Annotated in this window: 14 protein-coding genes; 10 read left to right on the forward strand and 4 right to left on the reverse strand. The window is 67.1% G+C overall.

Annotated elements, in window-relative coordinates; genetic code table 11:
* Positions 1-19 precede the first annotated feature (19 nt).
* Positions 20-1,513, reverse strand: a complete 1,494-nt coding sequence (locus tag O9271_RS05725) for a sigma-54 dependent transcriptional regulator (protein WP_298266991.1) — start codon at positions 1,511-1,513, stop codon at positions 20-22.
* A gap of 383 nt (positions 1,514-1,896) precedes the next feature.
* On the opposite strand from O9271_RS05725, the gene O9271_RS05730 reads away from it, so the two are divergent.
* From O9271_RS05730 to asnB, 10 genes are all read left to right on the forward strand, one after another.
* Positions 1,897-4,335, forward strand: a complete 2,439-nt coding sequence (locus O9271_RS05730; RefSeq protein WP_298266993.1) for a polysaccharide biosynthesis tyrosine autokinase — start codon at positions 1,897-1,899, stop codon at positions 4,333-4,335.
* Between the two features lie 80 nt (positions 4,336-4,415).
* A complete protein-coding gene (locus O9271_RS05735; RefSeq protein WP_298266995.1) occupies positions 4,416-5,195 on the forward strand; it encodes an SLBB domain-containing protein in 780 nt (259 codons plus the stop codon).
* Positions 5,196-5,317: 122 nt separating this feature from the next.
* Positions 5,318-5,995, forward strand: coding sequence for a sugar transferase (locus tag O9271_RS05740; protein ID WP_298266997.1), 678 nt, complete (start codon positions 5,318-5,320; stop codon positions 5,993-5,995).
* 139 nt (positions 5,996-6,134) lie between these two features.
* Positions 6,135-7,436, forward strand: coding sequence for an O-antigen ligase family protein (locus tag O9271_RS05745; RefSeq protein ID WP_298266999.1), 1,302 nt, complete (start codon positions 6,135-6,137; stop codon positions 7,434-7,436).
* Between the two features lies 1 nt (position 7,437).
* Positions 7,438-8,244, forward strand: a complete 807-nt coding sequence (locus tag O9271_RS05750; protein WP_298267001.1) for a polysaccharide deacetylase family protein — start codon at positions 7,438-7,440, stop codon at positions 8,242-8,244.
* 19 nt (positions 8,245-8,263) lie between these two features.
* Entirely contained in the window at positions 8,264-8,503 is a 240-nt protein-coding gene (locus tag O9271_RS05755; protein WP_298267003.1) for an acyl carrier protein, read from the forward strand.
* Between the two features lie 16 nt (positions 8,504-8,519).
* Entirely contained in the window at positions 8,520-10,316 is a 1,797-nt protein-coding gene (locus O9271_RS05760) for an HAD-IIIC family phosphatase (protein WP_298267006.1), read from the forward strand.
* Entirely contained in the window at positions 10,316-11,167 is an 852-nt protein-coding gene (locus tag O9271_RS05765) for an XrtA system polysaccharide deacetylase (protein WP_298267008.1), read from the forward strand. Before O9271_RS05760 ends, O9271_RS05765 begins: the two co-directional genes overlap by 1 nt.
* Entirely contained in the window at positions 11,167-12,213 is a 1,047-nt protein-coding gene (locus O9271_RS05770) for a FemAB family XrtA/PEP-CTERM system-associated protein (RefSeq protein WP_298267010.1), read from the forward strand. Before O9271_RS05765 ends, O9271_RS05770 begins: the two co-directional genes overlap by 1 nt.
* A 12-nt stretch (positions 12,214-12,225) precedes the next feature.
* Positions 12,226-14,124: an asparagine synthase (glutamine-hydrolyzing) gene (gene asnB, locus O9271_RS05775; RefSeq protein WP_298267012.1), complete on the forward strand. Its 1,899-nt coding sequence runs from the start codon at positions 12,226-12,228 to the stop codon at positions 14,122-14,124.
* Positions 14,125-14,143: 19 nt separating this feature from the next.
* On the opposite strand, the gene O9271_RS05780 is transcribed toward asnB, so the two are convergent.
* Genes O9271_RS05780 through O9271_RS05790 form a run of 3 tightly spaced genes read right to left on the reverse strand, consistent with a single transcriptional unit; the run spans position 14,144 to position 17,239 of the window.
* Positions 14,144-15,283 (reverse strand): glycosyltransferase, encoded by a 1,140-nt coding sequence (locus O9271_RS05780; RefSeq protein WP_298267015.1) that lies wholly within the window; start codon positions 15,281-15,283, stop codon positions 14,144-14,146.
* Entirely contained in the window at positions 15,280-16,404 is a 1,125-nt protein-coding gene (locus tag O9271_RS05785; protein WP_298267017.1) for a hypothetical protein, read from the reverse strand. The genes O9271_RS05780 and O9271_RS05785 overlap by 4 nt, the downstream gene beginning before the upstream one ends.
* 4 nt (positions 16,405-16,408) lie before the next feature.
* Positions 16,409-17,239 carry a formyl transferase gene (locus tag O9271_RS05790; RefSeq protein WP_298267019.1) on the reverse strand — a complete coding sequence of 277 codons (831 nt, stop codon included), beginning with the start codon at positions 17,237-17,239 and terminating at the stop codon, positions 16,409-16,411.
* Between the last annotated feature and the right edge of the window lie 6 nt (positions 17,240-17,245).

The raw sequence follows: 17,245 nt of genomic DNA on the forward strand, positions 1-17,245 counted from the left end.
GCGAGCGGGAGGGAAAACATCACTCGGCGGTACCCGAAAGCGCGTCACGCGTGAAGCCGTGCTTCTCCATCAGGCGATAGAGCGTGGTCCGATCAATGCCGGCGAGACGCGCCGCCTTCGACATGTTGCCGCCCGCGCGCGTCGTCAGACGCAGCAGGTACTCCTTCTCGAAGTGCGTGATGAGGGTGTCCTTGGCAAGGTGGAAGGCCCCATTCATGATGCCGCTCGGGAGTCCCGGCTCGGCCGTTTCCTCCATCGCGCGGTCGTCGTACACGGGAATGTCGTCGGGAGTGATGCTGCGCCCCGCATCGACGATCACGGCCAGATGCTCGATGACGTTCTGCAACTCCCGTACGTTGCCCCGCCATGGGCACGACTGCAGAAAGGCGATGGTCTCCGCCTCGAAGACGGGCGCCGGCGCACCGCTGGCGCGGTGACGCTCCCAGGAGCGCTTGAGGAAGAAGTCCGCCAAGAGCGGGATATCCTCAAGTCTCTTCCGCAGGGGCGGGAGCTTGATGGGCACAACGCGCAGCCGATAGAAGAGGTCCTCGCGCAGGATCCCTTGCTGCACACTCTCCTGCGGGTCCCGGTTGGTGGCGCTGATGAACCGGACGTCCACGACCGCGTCCTGCGTCTCGCTGCCCAGCCGTCGCACCACGCCATCTTGGAGTACACGCAGCAGCTTGGCCTGGAGCGGCATCGTCATCTCGGTCAGTTCATCGAGAAAGAGCGTGCCGCCATTGGCCACCTCGAGGAGGCCGGCCTTGTCACGATCGGCCCCGGTAAAGGCGCCCTTGCGATAGCCGAACATCTCGGACTCAAGCAGGTTATCCGGCAGCGCCGCACAGTTCACGGGCACCAGCTTACGCTGGGCACGACGGCTGTGTTTATGGATGAATTGCGCGATCATCTCCTTGCCGGTGCCGCTCTCGCCGCTGATCATCACGCTGGCATCGGTGGCCGCCACCTTCTGGGCCAGTTCAACGGCCTTGCGGAAGGACGGCGAGACACCGAGGAGTTCCATCGACTCGCCCGCGCCGTTCTGCGTCAAGAGGGCAGAGGGCTTGATACTCTCCCGGGGTTCGCGCGCGGCCGCCGCCGCATGGGCGGCGCGCCCGACCAGCACCTGCAGATGGCTGGCCGAGAACGGCTTGGGCAGATAGTCCCACGCGCCAGCGCGGAGGGCGTCGATGCTCGACTGTACCGACGGGTTGCCGGTCATGACGACGACAATGATCCCCGTGTGGGCCTCGACGGCTGCCTTGAGCACCTCCATGCCTGACACATTGTTCAGGAAGAGGTCCACCAGAAGCAGGTCGAACCGACGGCGCCGGACGAGCTCGAGGGCCTCCTCGCCGCGTCCGGTGCTGACCACGCTGTGTCCGTCCATCTGTAGTACGGACACGCACCCTTCCCGCAAGGTCCGGTCGTCGTCAACCACCAGAATGCGCAGGCCCGTTCCCTTTTGAGGAATGACGGCGGTGCCGGAGTCGGGGAGAAATGGACCGGTCATTGCGTAGGGAGTCGATTACCACCTTCGACGACGGTGCACGCGGACCCCACGGTTGGGGCCGCCGTCGGCGTCCTGAACAGCGGTGCAGCAGTTCGATACATGGCGTCGCGCCCTTACCATAACAAAGATGAACGGTGGCACCGGTGCGTCCGCGCACCGCGCCACTGCCACCGAGATACGCTGATGCGTACTGCGCGTCAATGTATTTCCGTGGCTTCTTCACTACAGTTGTCGTGTCGTGACTGCAACAGTGGCCAAAAGGTCACGTATCTGTTGCCTGCGTGCCGCGCAATCCGTGCGCTTACGCAGCACCGTGTTGCGGACGAGATTTCTGGGCCGTCATTAGCACGATTGTTGCGCCAGTTCCCTACGCCGTCATCTCAATGTCCGGACAGCAGATCCAGCCTGTAGAATCACGAGACCTTGCGCCGGCCCCTCATCAGGAGGGGCCGCCTCCTGCTGATTGGGGTAGCGAGCACGAGCCGTCCCACGAGCCCAAGGGTCCCACGCTTGGACGCTATCTGGCAGCCCTCAACCGCTTCAAGTGGCTCATCCTGCTGCTGACGGCGCTTGGGGTGGGGCTCGGCGTAGGCGCCACCCGGTACATCACGCCCGAGTACGAGGTGCAGGCGACCGTGCTGCTCGAGCAGGGTACGGCCGTCGGAGGGGAGAATCGAGGCCCCATTCAGGCGGAAGAACTGCTGAAGGCGTCGGGATGGCAGGATCTGATGCGGTCGTTTGCCGTGTCAGATCCGGTGGTGAACAGCCTCGCCCTCTTCGTCCAGCCGACACGCGACGCAGACAGTACCCTCTTCCGCTCGTTCCGGGTCAGCGAGCAGCAGTCGCTCCGCCCCGGCCGCTATGTGCTCAAGGTGAACGGGCCGCGCTATGTCCTGAATACGGCGGAGGGGCTGGAAGTGGAGCAGGGCGCCGTGGGGGATTCCATCGGCGCCCGTGTGGGCTTCATCTGGCAGCCCACAACCGCTGCCCTCGGCAACCGCGATGAAATCGGTTTCAGCGTGCAGACGCCGCGCGAAGCCTCCATTGCGCTCATCAAGAAGTTGCAGATGAATCTGGTGGACGGCTCCTCGTTCCTGTCCATCTCGCTTCGCGGCAGCAATGCGCAGCGCACTGCCACCACCCTCAATGCGTGGGTCGAGCAGTTCGTCGCCACCGCCACTGCGCTCAAGAAGAAAAACGTCACGTCGGTGGCCGCCATCCTCGAGGGACAGCGGGAGTATGCGGCACGAGACCTGGCGGCCGCGGAATCGGCGCTGGAAGGCTTTCGCGTACGCACGGTCACGGAACCCACGGAACGGCAGACGATTCAGCCCGGCATCGAGATGACCAACAGTCCGGTCTTCGAGAACTACTTCCGGGACAAGATCCAGGCCGACGCCTATCAGCGCGACCGAGAAGCACTCGACCGTATTTTGGAGGGGTCCCGTCGCGGCGAGCCCATCACGCGGGAAGCCGTGCTCTCGGTGCCCAACGTGAATGCCGATCCTGCCGCGGAAAATCTGCGCAACGTGCTCAAGGATCAGGCCGACCGGGAGTATGCCCTTCGCCAACTGCGCGAGAGCTACACCGATGAGTTCTCGAAGGTCAAGGAAGCACAGTCTGCGCTGACCACGTTGCGCACCGTCACCGTGCCGGCGGCGCTCGACGCCTATCTCGGCCAGTTGCGGCAGCGCGAACAGGGGCTCACGGCCAGCATTGAACGGAGCAGTCGTGACCTGCGCACCATTCCGACCCGAACCATCGAAGAGCAGCGCCTCAAGCGGCAGGTCGAGGTCAGCGAAGAGATGTACAAGAGCCTCAACCTCAAGGCGGCAGAAGCCAAGCTGGCCGAGGCGGCCACCATTCCCGATGTCAGCATCCTGGACGGTGCCGTACCGCCGCTGAGTCCGACGCGCAACACGGCCCCCGTACTCATTCTCGCCTGTACCGGCGCGATGTTCGTGCTGGGGGTCCTCCTGGCCATTGTGCTGGACCAGACCGATCGCCGCTTCCGGTACCCGGAGCAGGTCACCGGTGATCTGGGGCTCTACGTCCTCGGCGCCGTGCCGGTGGTGTCATCCAAGGGGCGTCGCAGCAGGTCGGATCAGGCGGCACAGGTGGTGGAGGCCTTCCGCACCGTGCGCATGAACGTGCGCTATGCGGCCGACCCACGGCGCCCGCTCACCATGACCATCACCAGCCCGGGACCCGGCGATGGCAAGAGCTTGGTGTCGAGCAACCTGGCCCTCAGTTTCGCGGAGTCCGGCGCTCGCACCCTGCTCATCGATGGGGACATCCGGCGCGGCGAACTCGCCAAGACCTTCAGCATCCCCTCGAAGCCGGGGCTGGTCGAGTATCTTGACGGCACGGCCCTCATTGCCGAGGTGCTGCATCCGGTCGAGGCGCACCCGAATCTGACGGTGCTGCCCGCTGGGGCTCGTCGCCGCAAGGCGCCGGAACTGCTGGCCACGCCGCGCCTGACCCAGTTGGTGAGTCAGATGGCCGCCGAGTACGATGTCGTCATCGTTGACTCCCCGCCCCTGGGCGCCGGATTCGATGCCTATGCGCTGGCCACGGCCACCGGCAACATGGCGCTCGTGATGCGCGTCGGCGTCACCGATCGCAAGATGGCCGAAGCCAAGATGGCCGTGGTCGATACGCTCCCGGTCCGGGTAATGGGAGCCATCCTGAATGGCATCGAACTCAAGGGCGCCTACCAGTACTATTCGTACTATCAGGAGTACGAGGCGAAGGACGAGCCCATGGAGCGTCTCCCGGAAAGCACGCGCAAGACCACGGCGCTGCCCAGCGGGCGGTCGTGATGATGCACTCTGTTGCCCGCACCATGCTGACCATTCGAACGCCACGGAGTCCAATCGTCGCAGTATCCGGCCGAGCCGTGGTGGCTCGCGTCCTTGTCGTTGCGGCCATGCTGGCCACAACCGGGACCCGGGCCAACGCACAGGACATCGTCGCGGCGGGGCCGCAGCGTGCCACGCGCGACGAGCTCACCACGCGGGTCGCGGAGCTGCAGAGTCGCCAAAACGCCTCACGCGGGAGCGCGCTGGGACGGGTGCGACGCGAAATGTCCGTCATTCAGCAGCGTCTGCAGACGGGCGATTTCCGCGTGGGTGACCGCTTTGTGGTGTCGGTGCGCATGGACAGCGTGCGCATCGATACGGTGCTGGTGCGCGACAGCTTGCGCGTGCTCGTGCTCAACCTTCCCGAGGTGTCGGTGGCCGGCGTCTTGCGATCCGAGCTGGAGGCGCACATCAACACCCACGTCGCCCGATACGTCCGCAACGCGACCGTGCGCACCAGCGTGTTGACGCGCGTGTCGGTGCTCGGCGCCGTCCTGCGTCCGGGCATCTACTATGCCGCGCCGGACCGTCCCGTCAGCGATCTGCTCATGCTTGCGGGCGGACCGCTCCCCGACGCCAAGATCGATCAGTTCCAGGCCAGTCGTGGCGCTACAAGACTTCTCGACGCGAAGGCCGCCAAGCGTATCGTGAAGGACGGCAGTACGCTGGAAGAGGTGGACATCCAGAGCGGTGATGAAGTGCGATTCTCGCAGCAGCGCAAGATCAATTGGGGGCTCGTCGTTCAGCTCGCCTTCGTGGCTTCGTCCCTCTTTTTCGCCGCATTGCAGTTCATACAATGGTATTACAGCCGTCAGGACTGAGCACGGTGCATATGGTGGATCACGGAGGATCGTCCTTTCTGTTCTCGGGAGTCAAGCGCGTGTCGCTGCGTGTCGCCGGTACTCAGTCGGCGGGAGAGGGTTCAGCCACCGAGGAACTGTCCATGACCGGCCCGGGCGACGACTTCGAACCGCGACACCGGTCGGAGATCGCGTGCCGCGCCTTCAACGTGACGGTGGCGCTGCTCATGCTCACGGCCTCGTTGCCGATCATGCTACTCACGGCCATGCTCATCCGCCTGAGTTCCCGCGGGCCGGTGTTCTACACGCAGGTACGCGTCGGTCTTGACCGCCGTTGGAATCGCACGCGTGCGCTCAACGAACGGCGCCGAGAAGACCTCGGAGGCACCCCGTTCACTATCTACAAGTTCCGCTCGATGCGCGTCGATGCGGAAGTGAATGGGCAGGCGGTCTGGGCCAAGCAGAACGACGATCGCGTCACGGCGATCGGCGGGATCATCCGCAAGTCGCGCATCGACGAGCTGCCGCAGCTGTTCAACGTGCTGCGTGGCGACATGAACATCGTCGGTCCTCGCCCGGAACGGCCGAGCATCTTCGTCCGGTTGCGGGAGCAGATCACCGACTATCCGGTGCGCCAGCGCGTGAAGCCCGGAATCACCGGACTCGCGCAGGTGTCGAACCCCTACGATACCGATCTCGACGACGTGCGGCGCAAGGTCGCGTTCGACATCCAGTACATGCAGCGGCAATCCGTTGCCGAAGACGTCCGAATCATGTTGCGCACCATTCCTGTCATGATCTTCCGCATCGGCGGACGGTAGGGCAGTGACGGCACCATCGCCCCCGTCCCGTCAGGTGGCGCCCGCGCCGGCCCCCGGACGGCCGCGCGGGCGGTTTCCGGCCGTACGTTCTGGTGTGGGCCGCGGCGCCTTCCGCGCGAGTGCTCCTTCCGCGTGGACCATGGCGTCCGTGCTGTCCATCGGCATCGTGCTCGCCATCGTGGGCCGTCTCCACGACGCCGTGGGCGAAGGCACGATCCCCGCCGGCAAGATCCTGCTCGGCCTTGGCGTGATCGTCCTGCTCACCGGTCCGACGTTGACGGTTGTACGACGCAGCTGGGCCACGCCCGTGGGCAAGGCGCTCGTCGTCTTCAGCGCGGCGCTGTACCTCTCGCTGCCGTTGTCGCTGCTGCGCAGTGACACGCTCGCCATCGCATTCGCGTTCGTGACGCGTACCGTGCCCTTCATCCTCATCATGGTGGTGGCCGTGCGCGGGGTCGGGGACATCAGCCGCCTCCTTCGCAGCATGGTGGTGATGCAGATCCTCATGGGCGTGCTCATCGCCGCCGGGTTCGGCGTCGTGCTCAATGGCGCCGACGGCGCGCGCACCACGCTTGCGGGCAGCTACGACCCGAATGATCTGGCGCTGGTGATGGCGGCGTGCGGTGCCGCCTCGCTCTGGGCCCTGCGTGACAAGCAGATCGTGTGGCGCGTGGCGGGACTCGCCGGTCTCGTGCTGGGCATGTACGTCATCATCCGTACATATTCGCGCGGCGGAGCGATCTCCTTTGCCGTCATGGTGATCATGTCCCTGGTGCTGGCGCGCCGCGCCGTGCCCATGTGGCTGCGCCTCGCCATGTTCCCGGCCGTAGCGGCCGCGCTGTTGCTGGCGCCGCAGAAGTACATCGAGCGCCTCAGCACCCTGGGCACTGTCAGCCAGGACTACAACATCACTGACGAAACGGGACGCACCAAGATCTGGAAGCGAGGCTTCGGCTACTTCCTGTCCCGACCGCTCACGGGGGTCGGTGCCGGACAGTTCGGTCAGGCGGAAGGGCGCTACGGTCGCGAAGAGCTTGGGCGTAACGCAGGCTGGAAATGGTCGGCGGCCCACAACATGTACGTCGAAAGTCTTGCGGAGCTCGGGCTTCCAGGCTTTCTCGGCCTGCTCGGCATGTTGGTGCCGAGTGTGACCCTCTGGTGGCGCGTGCGGGCCTATCCGCCGCGATCGGACGAGGAGTTGCAGTATCAGCGACAGGTGGAGACGGTCGCGGTGGCTGTCATCACATTTATGGTGGGCGCGGTATTCCTGAGCGCCACTTATAGCCCGATGGTCATGCTGCTTACCGCGCTCGGCATTGCGCTGCGCACGGTGCCGCCAGCGGCCCGATTCGTGGGGCGCGCTCGTCCCGGGCGTTCGTCACGGCGGCGCGCACGGGCGGCGCCGATCGCCGTCCCTGCCGGACTGACGCCAGGAGGCTGAGGTGTCACGACACTGGGCCGCCCTGATGTACCACGCCACGCCCGCGCGCCACGAGGATGCCGACTACTTCGCCGTGCCGGCACTGGCGCTGGCGCGGCAGCTGGCGTGGTTGCGGGACCGCGCCATCGCCGGGCGTTCGCTCGAGGCTGTGCTCGGCGACGGCGCCGAGTCGCCAGGCGTGGCCATCACCTTCGACGACGCGCAGCGGTCCAACTACGAGGTGGCCTTCCCACTCTTCGCCGAGGCGGGCATGACCGCCACCGTCTTTGTGGTGCCGGCGTGGGTGGGACGTACGGGGTACTGTACATGGTCGCAGCTGCGCGAACTGCAGGCCGGTGGCTGGTCCATCCAGTCGCACACGCAGACCCATCCCTTCCTGTCGACGCTCGACGCGGCCGCGGTGATGCACGAACTGGCGGACAGTCGTCGCGAGATCGAGGACAACGTGGGCGCACCGGTCATGACCCTCGCCCTGCCCAATGGCGACTGGCCGCAGCGGCGCTATCGCCATCTGCTGGAAGGGAGTGGATACCAGTACATCGCCACAAGCCGCTGGCACGCGAACGGTGACGCGGAACGGCGTCGTGGCGTCTTCGGTCGGTACACGGTACGCCGCGATACGCAGCCGGAGGCATTCGACGCCATGGTGACCGACCTTCCGGGGAAGCTGTCACGCGAATCGCTGCGGCTGGCCACCCTGTCGCTGGTGCGCCGTTCGCTCGGGGTTCGCCGGTACGGCGCGATTCGTCGCTATCTCGTGGATCGTCGCGCGGCCACATCGGCTGCCGGTGTGACGCCCCCGTCTTGACCATTCCTTTGCCCTGCAGATGAGCGAGAGTACGGCCCTTCAGGTTCGCGCAGTCTTCACCAGTGTCCTTGGTGTTCCGCACGAACGGCTTTCCGACGACGCGTCTCCCGACACGATTCCCTCATGGGACTCGCTGACGCACATCAACCTCATGCTGGCCATCGAAGGCGCGTGTGGGGTGCAGTTCGAGCCCGACGAGCTGATGGAATTACGGACCGTCGGTGCGGTGGTACAGCGGGTCATCGCCGCCCGTGGCTGATTCAGCACCCGGCGAGGTGACGTTGCTTCGCCACGGGCCCCCATTCACCGATGCCGCGGCGTACCATCGTCTGGCGCGTGAGCTCAAGGCCCGCAGCGGCCCGCGCCCGTTGCGCGTCGCACTGCTGGCGTCGTACACGCTGGGATTCATCGAGCCCTTCCTGCGAGTCGAGCTTGGCCGACTGGGCGTGGATGTCGACCTGTTCATTGGCGGGTACGGCGAGGTGGAGTCGCTGTGGCTCGATGAGTCGAGTGCATTGCACGCGTTCCAGCCCGAGGTGGTCGTCGTGGCCCTGCGGCTCGAGGACATGAGCCCTGACGCCGCCATCCGGGTCGTCGATGCCAGCGGAGCGTCGTTGCGCTCCGCCTTCGATGCGCTCGTCCAGCGCCTCTCCGCGTTGCTGCAGGCGCGAGCCGGCGACGGGGCGGGCGCCCGCTGGACCACGCTGGTGGCCAACTTTGCGCCAGTGGCACCGTCGCCATTCGGCGTGGGGGATGCCTCGGTCGCGGCGTCGCGCCAGGAGGCCTTCGCGGCGGCGAATCACGCGCTGCGTGAGTCGGTATCGGCGGTTGGTGGCGCCTATGTCTGGGATTATGCCGGACTGGTAGCGGCCCACGGCGCCGGCGCGTGGCGCGATGATCGTCTGTGGTTTCTCGGGCGCATCCCCGTGGCGGCGGCGCATCATCCCGCGACGGCGCAGCATCTCGCGCGAACCGTTCGCGCGGCCGTTCAGCCATCGGCCAAGGTGCTGGTGCTGGATCTCGACAACACCCTGTGGGGTGGGGTGGTCGGCGACGATGGCGTCGAGGCGCTCAAGGTGGGCGACGACTATCCGGGCAACGTGTTCAAGGCGGTACAACGCCACGCCCGTGGACTGCGCGACCGCGGTGTCCTGCTCGCCATCGCAAGCAAGAACGACGAAGTGGTCGCACGCGACGCCTTTGCGCGGCACCCCGAGTTCCTGCTGCGGTGGGATGATTTCGCGGCCCACGCCGTGAGCTGGGAGCCGAAGTCTGTCGGTATCGCGCGGATGGCCGAACAGCTGGGGCTTGGACTCGACGCGTTCGTGTTTCTCGACGACAACCCCGTCGAGCGGGCGGAAGTGCAGTCGAGGCTCCCCGCGGTGCACGTGATCGACGTCGAACCGTGGGGGTCGCTGCCTCGTGCACTGGCTGCGGCGCCGTGGTTCGACCAGTTGGCCGCCTCGGCCGAAGACCTGCGCCGGGCCAGCCAGTACGCGGAGGAACGTGAACGGCAGATGGTGGCGAGTGCATACGGTACGGTCGAGGAGTATCTCGCGTCGCTCGACCTGACGGCACAGGCCATGGCCACCACGGCGCTGGAGCGCCAGCGCGTGGCGCAGCTGATCGCCAAGACCAATCAGTTCAACCTTACGTTGCGCCGCCCGTCCGAGGCCCAGGTGACGGAGTGGATGGCCACGCCGGACACGCATCGCGTACTGCACATGCGGCTCGCGGATCGCTTCGGGGACCAGGGTATCATCGCGGCGGCCGTGCTGGCTCGCCACGACGAGACCGCCCGGATCGAGGTGTTCGTGATGAGCTGTCGCGTCATGAATCGCCGTGCCGAGCACGCATTTCTGTCGTTTGCCGCGGATGTCGCGCGTGCGTGGGGCTGCACGCGGCTGCTCGGCGAATTCGTGCCGGGGCCGCGCAACAGCGTCGTGGCGGATCTGTATCCTTCCCTCGGCTTCGATCCGGAGCCAGCCGCGACGGCGACCGACGCGGCGTGCTTCGGGATCAGGCTCACGGACGCGGCACTGCCGTGGCCGGCTGCGATTCGGCGCACCTGATGACCACCCGCCCGCAGCATCTCTTCAGCGTGGATGTGGAGGACTACTTCCAGGTCAGCGCCTTCGAGACGATCGCCCCGATCGCCACCTGGGATCGTTTCCCCACGCGCGTCGACACGAACACCCGCCGTCTGCTCGACCTGTTGGCCAAGCACGATGCACAGGCCACGTTCTTCACGCTCGGCTGGGTAGCGGAACGTTTTCCGGAGTTGGTGCGCGACATCGCCAGGGCCGGCCACGAGGTGGCTTCACACTCCTTCTGGCATCGTCGGGTGACCACGCTGACCCCGGACGCGTTTCGTGAGGACCTACGTCGGTCGAAGGCGGTGCTCGAGGCGGTCACCGGCGAAGCAATCACGGGCTACCGTGCTCCGTCGTTCTCCATCGTGCCCGGTGTCGAGTGGGCATGGGAGATTCTCGTCGAAGAAGGCTTCACCTACGATTCCAGCGCCTTTCCCATCGTGCGTCCGGGGTACGGCAACCCGGGCGCTCCGCGCGATCCCTACGTGATCCCAACACCCAGCGGCCCCCTGCATCAGTATCCGCTTGCCACCGCCTCGTTCGGTTCCATGCGGCTGCCGGGCGCCGGCGGTGGTTATCTGCGCATGCTGCCTCCGGCGCTCATGCATCGGGCGGTCCGGGAAGCGGCCGCGCGCCACGCTCCGGCGATGTGCTACATCCATCCCTGGGAGATCGATCCGGACCAGCCGCGCCTCGCCGCTGGGTGGCTGACGCGCATTCGTCACTACAGCGGGCTCGCGACCGCACACGCGCGACTCGATGCCCTGCTGGCGTCGGCCTCCTTTACCTCGGTGCGGCACTATCGCGCCAACGACTTGGTAGCGGCCTGATGTCGATCGACGCCGTGTCGTCGCCTTGGCGCATCGTGCGCGGCTTTGCCGATGATGGTGCGTGGGATGCGTTCGTGCGTGCCCAACCATCATGGACGCACTTCCATCTCTCAGGGTGGTCACGCGTCTTCCGCGACGTGCTGGGACACGAGGACTGCCGTCTTGCCGCGTGCGACGCGCAGGGACGTTTACGGGGCGTGCTCCCCCTCATGCGCATTCGGAGTCCCCTGTTCGGGCATTTCCTGGTCTCGATGCCCTTCGTGAACCACGGGGGGGCGCTCGGTCCCGATGACGTCGTGCAGGCGCTCGTGGCCGAGGCCGTGCGCTTGGCGGGCACTGATCACGTGGACCTGCTCGAGCTGCGCAGTCGCACTGTCCAGCCAATCGACCTTCCGGCGTCGCATCGCAAGGTTGCCGTCATTCTGCCGTTGCCCGAAACCCCCGAGGCGCTGTTCAAGGGGTTTCCCGCCAAGTTGCGGAGCCAGGTTCGCCGTCCGCAGAAGGAAGGCGTGACCGTGCGGTTCGGCCGCGACTGTGTGGCAGACTTCCATCGCGTGTTTTCGTCGCATATGCGCGACCTCGGCACTCCCACCCACGGCGTTCGTCTCTTCGAGGCCCTGGCCGATACCTTTGGCGACGAGGCGTGGGTTGGGGTCGCCTATCTCAACGGCGCCCCGATCGCCTGCGGCATGGGATTTCGCTGGGATCAGGAGTTCGAGATCACCTGGGCGTCGTCACTGCGCGCCTACAACCGCGTGGCGCCGAACATGCTGCTGTATTGGGAGTTCATGCAGCGGGCCCTGGCGGCAGGGTGTACCCGTTTCAACTTCGGGCGATCGACCCCCGGTGCCAGCACCCACAAGTTCAAGCTGCAGTGGGGCGGGCACGACGAGATGCTGCACTGGTATCAGGCGGCCAAGGGCGGGCGCACGGCCACCCCTAACCCCGAATCGGGCATGATGTCGTATGCCCCGCGCGTCTGGCGTCGCCTGCCGCTGCCGGTGGCCAATCGCCTGGGGCCGCTCGTGGTCCGGCTCATTCCCTGAGAGAAGACGACCATGTGCGGGATAGCAGGATTGCTGTGGCGTGACGGCCAGCGCGCCGGAGACGCCGCCCTTGTCGGGGCGATGTGCGATGCACTGCGGCATCGCGGGCCAGACGACGAGGGGGTGTGGGCCGACGGCCCCGCCGCCATCGGCATGCGGCGCCTGTCCATCATCGACCTCGCGGGCGGGCATCAGCCGATCTTCAACGAAACCGGCCGCATCGGTGTCGTGATGAACGGCGAGATCTACAACTACCAGGCGCTGCGGGAACAACTGCTGGCGCGCGGTCACGTGCTGCGCACGCACAGTGACACGGAAGTGCTGGTGCACCTGTACGAGGACCACGGCGAGCGCCTCGTGGAGCACCTGCGCGGCATGTTTGCCTTTGCCATCTGGGATGCCGATCGCGGCACCCTGCTGCTCGGTCGCGATCATTTCGGCATCAAGCCGCTGTACGTGGCGGAGGGGCAGGGATTCGTGGCCTTCGCCTCGGAACTCAAGGCGCTGGTTGCCGTGGGCGCCACGTCACGTGAGATCGACGGCGAGGCGCTCGATCTCTATCTGCAGCTGGGGTACGTCCCGGCCCCATGGAGCATCTTCCGGGACGTGCGGAAGCTGCCACCCGCGCACACCATGACCATCCACCGCGGCGAAGCACCGCAGCTGCGCCGCTTTTGGCAGCTGCCCACGGGCACGGCCGATCCGGGGGGCGATGTCGTCGCACTCGTGCGCGACGCGCTCGACGATGCGGTCGCCGCGCATCTAGTGGCCGACGTACCGATCGCCGCGTTCCTCAGTGGCGGCATCGATTCCTCAGCGGTGGTCAGCGGCATGGCCGGCATGGGCTACGCGTCGCGGGCCTTCACCGCGCGCTATCACGGCAGCGGCGCCGAAGGGACCGACGAGGTGCCGCTGGCACGGGCGCTCGCCGATCAGTACGGCCTGCCCCTTACGGTAGTCGATGTGGAGCCGGCGGTGCAGGACCTGCTGCGTCCCATCTGTCACGCGCTCGATGAGCCGCTCGCCGACGAATCGGCCGTGCCCACATGGATTCTGTCGCAGGCCGTGGCCGCGTCGTACAAGGTCGTACTGGCCGGAACTGGCGGAGACGAACTGTTCGGCGGGTATCGTCGGCATCGCGGGCTCGCACTGGCCGACAAATGGAATCACGTGCCGCCGCTGCTGCGCCGCGGCGTGAGCCGTCTGGCCCAGGCGATCCCCGAGCCCCGCGACGGCTCGCTGTCGATCACGCGACTCAAGCGGTTCGTCCGCGCCGGCAGTGGCACGCCGGTCGAACGGTATGCAGACTTCGTTGGACGGCTCGGACCGGCGGAGTTCACCGCCTTGCGCCCACAAGGTCGTGGCGATCGCCACACCGCACACTTCAACGCGCTCGGGGCACCCGGTACCGCCGATGGGGCGCTGCGCACGGCGCTGCGGATCGACTACGGCGGCTATCTGCCCGACGACATCCTCGCCCTCAGCGACCGGGTGTCATCGGCGCACTCGCTCGAGGTGCGCGTGCCGTTCGTCGACGTCCGGCTCGTGGAACGGCTCTTCACGCTGCCCGATCACTATCGCATTCGCGGGGCCGTGCAGAAGTGGGTCCTCCGTGAAGCGGTCCGGCCACGCCTCACACCGGCGCACTTCACGGCGCCCAAGCGTGGCTTCGTCGGACCAACTGCCTCGTGGCTGCGGAACGAAATGCGCGCGGCGTTGGAGGACGAGCTGTCCGCATCGCGCATGCGGCGGCTGGGACTCTTCGACGTGAGTGCGATCGGCGAGCTGCTGCAGGCGCACGCCACCCGTCGTGCGAACCACGAGAGCACGTTGTGGGCGCTCATGGTGTTCTCGCTGTGGCATGGCCAGTACGTCGAACGGCAACCCTCGGGACTCCGCGTGACGGCCTGAGGTGTCACGCCTCACGGCGTCACACCGTGAGGCCGTAGAGCGACATGTAGGCAGATGTCATCGCATCGGCCGTGAACTCGCGGGTGAACGTCGCGCGTGCCCGCGCGCCGAGGGCCACGGCGCCGTCGGCGCGTCCCAGGCCGTCCAGCGTCTCGCAGAGGGCTCGCGCCAGCGCTGCGGCATCCGACGGTGGCACCAGGATGCCGGCCAGCGATGGGCCCAGCGCCGCCGGCATGCCACCAACGGCAGAGGCGACGATGGGCAGCCCCATCGACATCGCCTCCAGCAGCGCCAGCGGCAGCCCCTCCGACACCGAGGGGAGCACGAAGACGTCGAGCGCGCTGTAGAACGCCGCCATGTCGGAAACCATCCCCGGCATGTGCACCGACCCCCCGAGGGCCTGCTGCGCAACGATCGTCTCGAGTGCCGTTCGCTCGGGACCGTCGCCGCCGATCAGCAGGCGGGCACGGGGGTGCGCCGCCAGCACCTGCGGCCACGCGGCGAGGAGGACGTTCAGCCCCTTTTCCCACACGAGTCTCGCGGCCAGCCCGACGATGGGCCCGTCGGTGCGGCCAAACCAACGGGATCGCGTCTGCTCGCGCAACGCCGCGGTCACGGGAGCCACGGCGTTCACGCCATTGGCAATGACATGCAGCTTGTGTGGGCCGATGTGCAGGTGAGCGGCGAGTTGCTCCGCCAGCGGGGCGGAGACGGCGACCATCGCGCCAACAACGGAGGCGGCACACCGTTCGGCGATCATGATGTGTCGTCTGCCGGGCAGAACACGACCGTGGTCGGTATGCACGATGCGTCGTACGCCGCACCAGCGGGCGGACGGCGCACCGTAGATCAGCGGGGCCGAATTGTGCGTGTGAACCACGGTGGGGCGTACCTCGCGCAGCACCGGCACCAGGCGCCGCCACGCGAAGTAGTCCGGTGGTGATACCGGTACGCCCGCGAGGTGCACTGGGATCCCCATGTCCCGCAATTCCTCAGCCACCGCGCCCAGCTGCTTCATGGCGATCACGCTCGTGCGGATTTGCCGTGCTCGCAGCGTTCGGCACAGCGTGGCGATGGCACGCTCCATTCCCCCCATGCCCAGTGTTTCCACCACATGCACGACATGCGGCTCGTCCGGCGTCGCGGTGGTCGCGCTCATTCAAGGACCTCGGGGTTCATGACCCCGTCATCACCGCGGGTGACGTAGAGCTGTGCCGGCGTGAGGCCCACCTCGGCAAGCGCACTGGCGAGCGCCGGCGAGGCCAGACAGGCAAACGACGGCGGCGCTTCCAGAAAGCCTGCCGCGCGAAAGGCGGGGCGCCACTCCGGTGCGCTGTGATTTGCCACAAGCAATTGTGCTCCACCCTCGATCAACGTGCGAACCGCTGCTGTCACGACGGTGCTGGCGTTGGTGGGGTCCGCCAGCATGTCGTGCAGCATCCCCACGCGCAGTGCGCCATACGGACGATGGCGTGCACGCCGAAAGTCGAACTGCTGCGCGGCGAACCAGCCGAGGCGCTGACCGTGCCGTTCGACCGTCCAGAAGCCAACCCCCGGCGCCGACGAGGGGATCGCCCACGCCACCGTGCGTCGACTGCGGTCTGCGATGGCGGGATAGCTGCCGCGCAGCTGGTGAAAGAGCGCGTCCCACCCGTCGTCGGGATGGCGGTGCCGCGAGACCCGAATACCGCTCCGGGTCCCCGCCCCTCGCACGGCGCTCCACGCGCGAAACGCCCCGCGCGCGATTGGACCCGCACCACACTGGCGGAGCACTGATGCGGCGCGCCGGATACGAGGGCGCGACGCGAGTTGCGGCAGTTCCGTCAGTACGACCAGCGGATCGGCAGGGAGCACGTACGTGGGCACGACCGCCCCCGACCAGCGAAGGGCTTGCAGCAGCTTGGCGAACTGTCCCTGCAGGCCACCCATGCCCACCGCCAGCAGCGTGGGCAACTCGCGTTGGAGGTGCATGATCATGGCGGCCGGCACCCCTGCATAGCGTCGCTCCACCAGGCTTTCGGCCACCGGATACTTGATCCATCCCACCGGTATCGAACGATCGGACATCCACAGCCGGCTGCGCCGCAGGTAGACGCTGCCGCGAATCTCATCGCCGTCGGCGACGACGTAGTACGACTCCCGCGGCTCGTCCGGCTGGGCGGCGGGAACGACGTCCGGCGGATACACCGTGGTGTCCACACCGCCCGCCCTGAGGCGCGCGTTGAGCCGCGCGATGGCCTCGGCGTCGTCGGGGCGGGCCAGTCGGATCTGCAGCCCCATCGCGTCAGCGTCCCCCGTGCTGCCCGGCGTGGCGCTGAAGTCGCGGGAGGGCGAACCAGGTGAAGCGCAAATGCTCCGGGAGCGCGCGACGACGGTAGTGCGGACCGAACTGCCCTTCGTAGGGAACAGCGTCGACGGGCTCGCCGCGGGACAGCCGGTCGATTTGCCGGAGCACCACGTCGGTGCCCGCGGCGAATGCGCGACACCAGATGGTCACGTCATCGTCGTCACGGCCGAAGGGCACGCGCGCCACCGCCACAGCGCCACCGGTGTCCACGGTGGGGGCGACATGGTGCACGGTCACCCCGAGGTTGCCGAGGTCGCCATGGGCGAGCGCATGGAAGGTGCTCGCGTGTCCGCGATACTCCGGGAGCACGCCGCAATGGATGTTCAGTGCCGCCACGCGAGCCAGCTCGAAGGTCGCCCGGTTGAGAATCCCGGTGGCGTGCACGACCAGCAGATCCGGCGCCCAGTCGGTGATGAGTGCGCGTGCCTCGGCACTGTTGAGCGATCGGACTGTCCTGACCGGCACGTCGTTGGGCAGCGGTCGCGCTGGGGGAAGTATCCGGGCCACCGCGTCGCCCAGCGCCGAGGGGCGTGTCAGCCGATCGAACACCTCGTAGGCGAGCACCCACGCGGTGTGCCACCATCCTTCCCGTCGGGCGTTGCGCCGGAGATACCGGAGCCGGTCTCCCAACGAGCGGAATCGGTCCTCGTAGATCACCCCGGCCAACGCGTGCCGCTCCGCCAGCCTGCTCAGCAGGTGGCTCGTGAGAGGGTGCGGCTTGGACAGGACGACCACACGCACGGTGGGCGGGGGCACGGCGTCAGGCATCGGGGC

This window comes from Gemmatimonas sp. (genome assembly GCF_027531815.1).
In the GTDB taxonomy this organism is placed as follows: Bacteria; Gemmatimonadota; Gemmatimonadetes; order Gemmatimonadales; family Gemmatimonadaceae; genus Gemmatimonas.

What these genes read in the sequence shown, in the direction of transcription:
- O9271_RS05725 (WP_298266991.1), bottom strand. Translation starts at nt 1,513, where the DNA reads ATGACCGGTCCATTTCTCCCCGACTCCGGCACCGCCGTCATTCCTCAA.
- O9271_RS05730 (WP_298266993.1), top strand. Translation starts at nt 1,897, where the DNA reads ATGTCCGGACAGCAGATCCAGCCTGTAGAATCACGAGACCTTGCGCCG.
- O9271_RS05740 (WP_298266997.1), top strand. Translation starts at nt 5,318, where the DNA reads ATGACCGGCCCGGGCGACGACTTCGAACCGCGACACCGGTCGGAGATC.
- O9271_RS05745 (WP_298266999.1), top strand. Translation starts at nt 6,135, where the DNA reads ATGGCGTCCGTGCTGTCCATCGGCATCGTGCTCGCCATCGTGGGCCGT.
- O9271_RS05755 (WP_298267003.1), top strand. Translation starts at nt 8,264, where the DNA reads ATGAGCGAGAGTACGGCCCTTCAGGTTCGCGCAGTCTTCACCAGTGTC.
- O9271_RS05765 (WP_298267008.1), top strand. Translation starts at nt 10,316, where the DNA reads ATGACCACCCGCCCGCAGCATCTCTTCAGCGTGGATGTGGAGGACTAC.
- O9271_RS05770 (WP_298267010.1), top strand. Translation starts at nt 11,167, where the DNA reads ATGTCGATCGACGCCGTGTCGTCGCCTTGGCGCATCGTGCGCGGCTTT.
- asnB (WP_298267012.1), top strand. Translation starts at nt 12,226, where the DNA reads ATGTGCGGGATAGCAGGATTGCTGTGGCGTGACGGCCAGCGCGCCGGA.
- O9271_RS05780 (WP_298267015.1), bottom strand. Translation starts at nt 15,283, where the DNA reads ATGAGCGCGACCACCGCGACGCCGGACGAGCCGCATGTCGTGCATGTG.
- O9271_RS05785 (WP_298267017.1), bottom strand. Translation starts at nt 16,404, where the DNA reads ATGGGGCTGCAGATCCGACTGGCCCGCCCCGACGACGCCGAGGCCATC.
- O9271_RS05790 (WP_298267019.1), bottom strand. Translation starts at nt 17,239, where the DNA reads ATGCCTGACGCCGTGCCCCCGCCCACCGTGCGTGTGGTCGTCCTGTCC.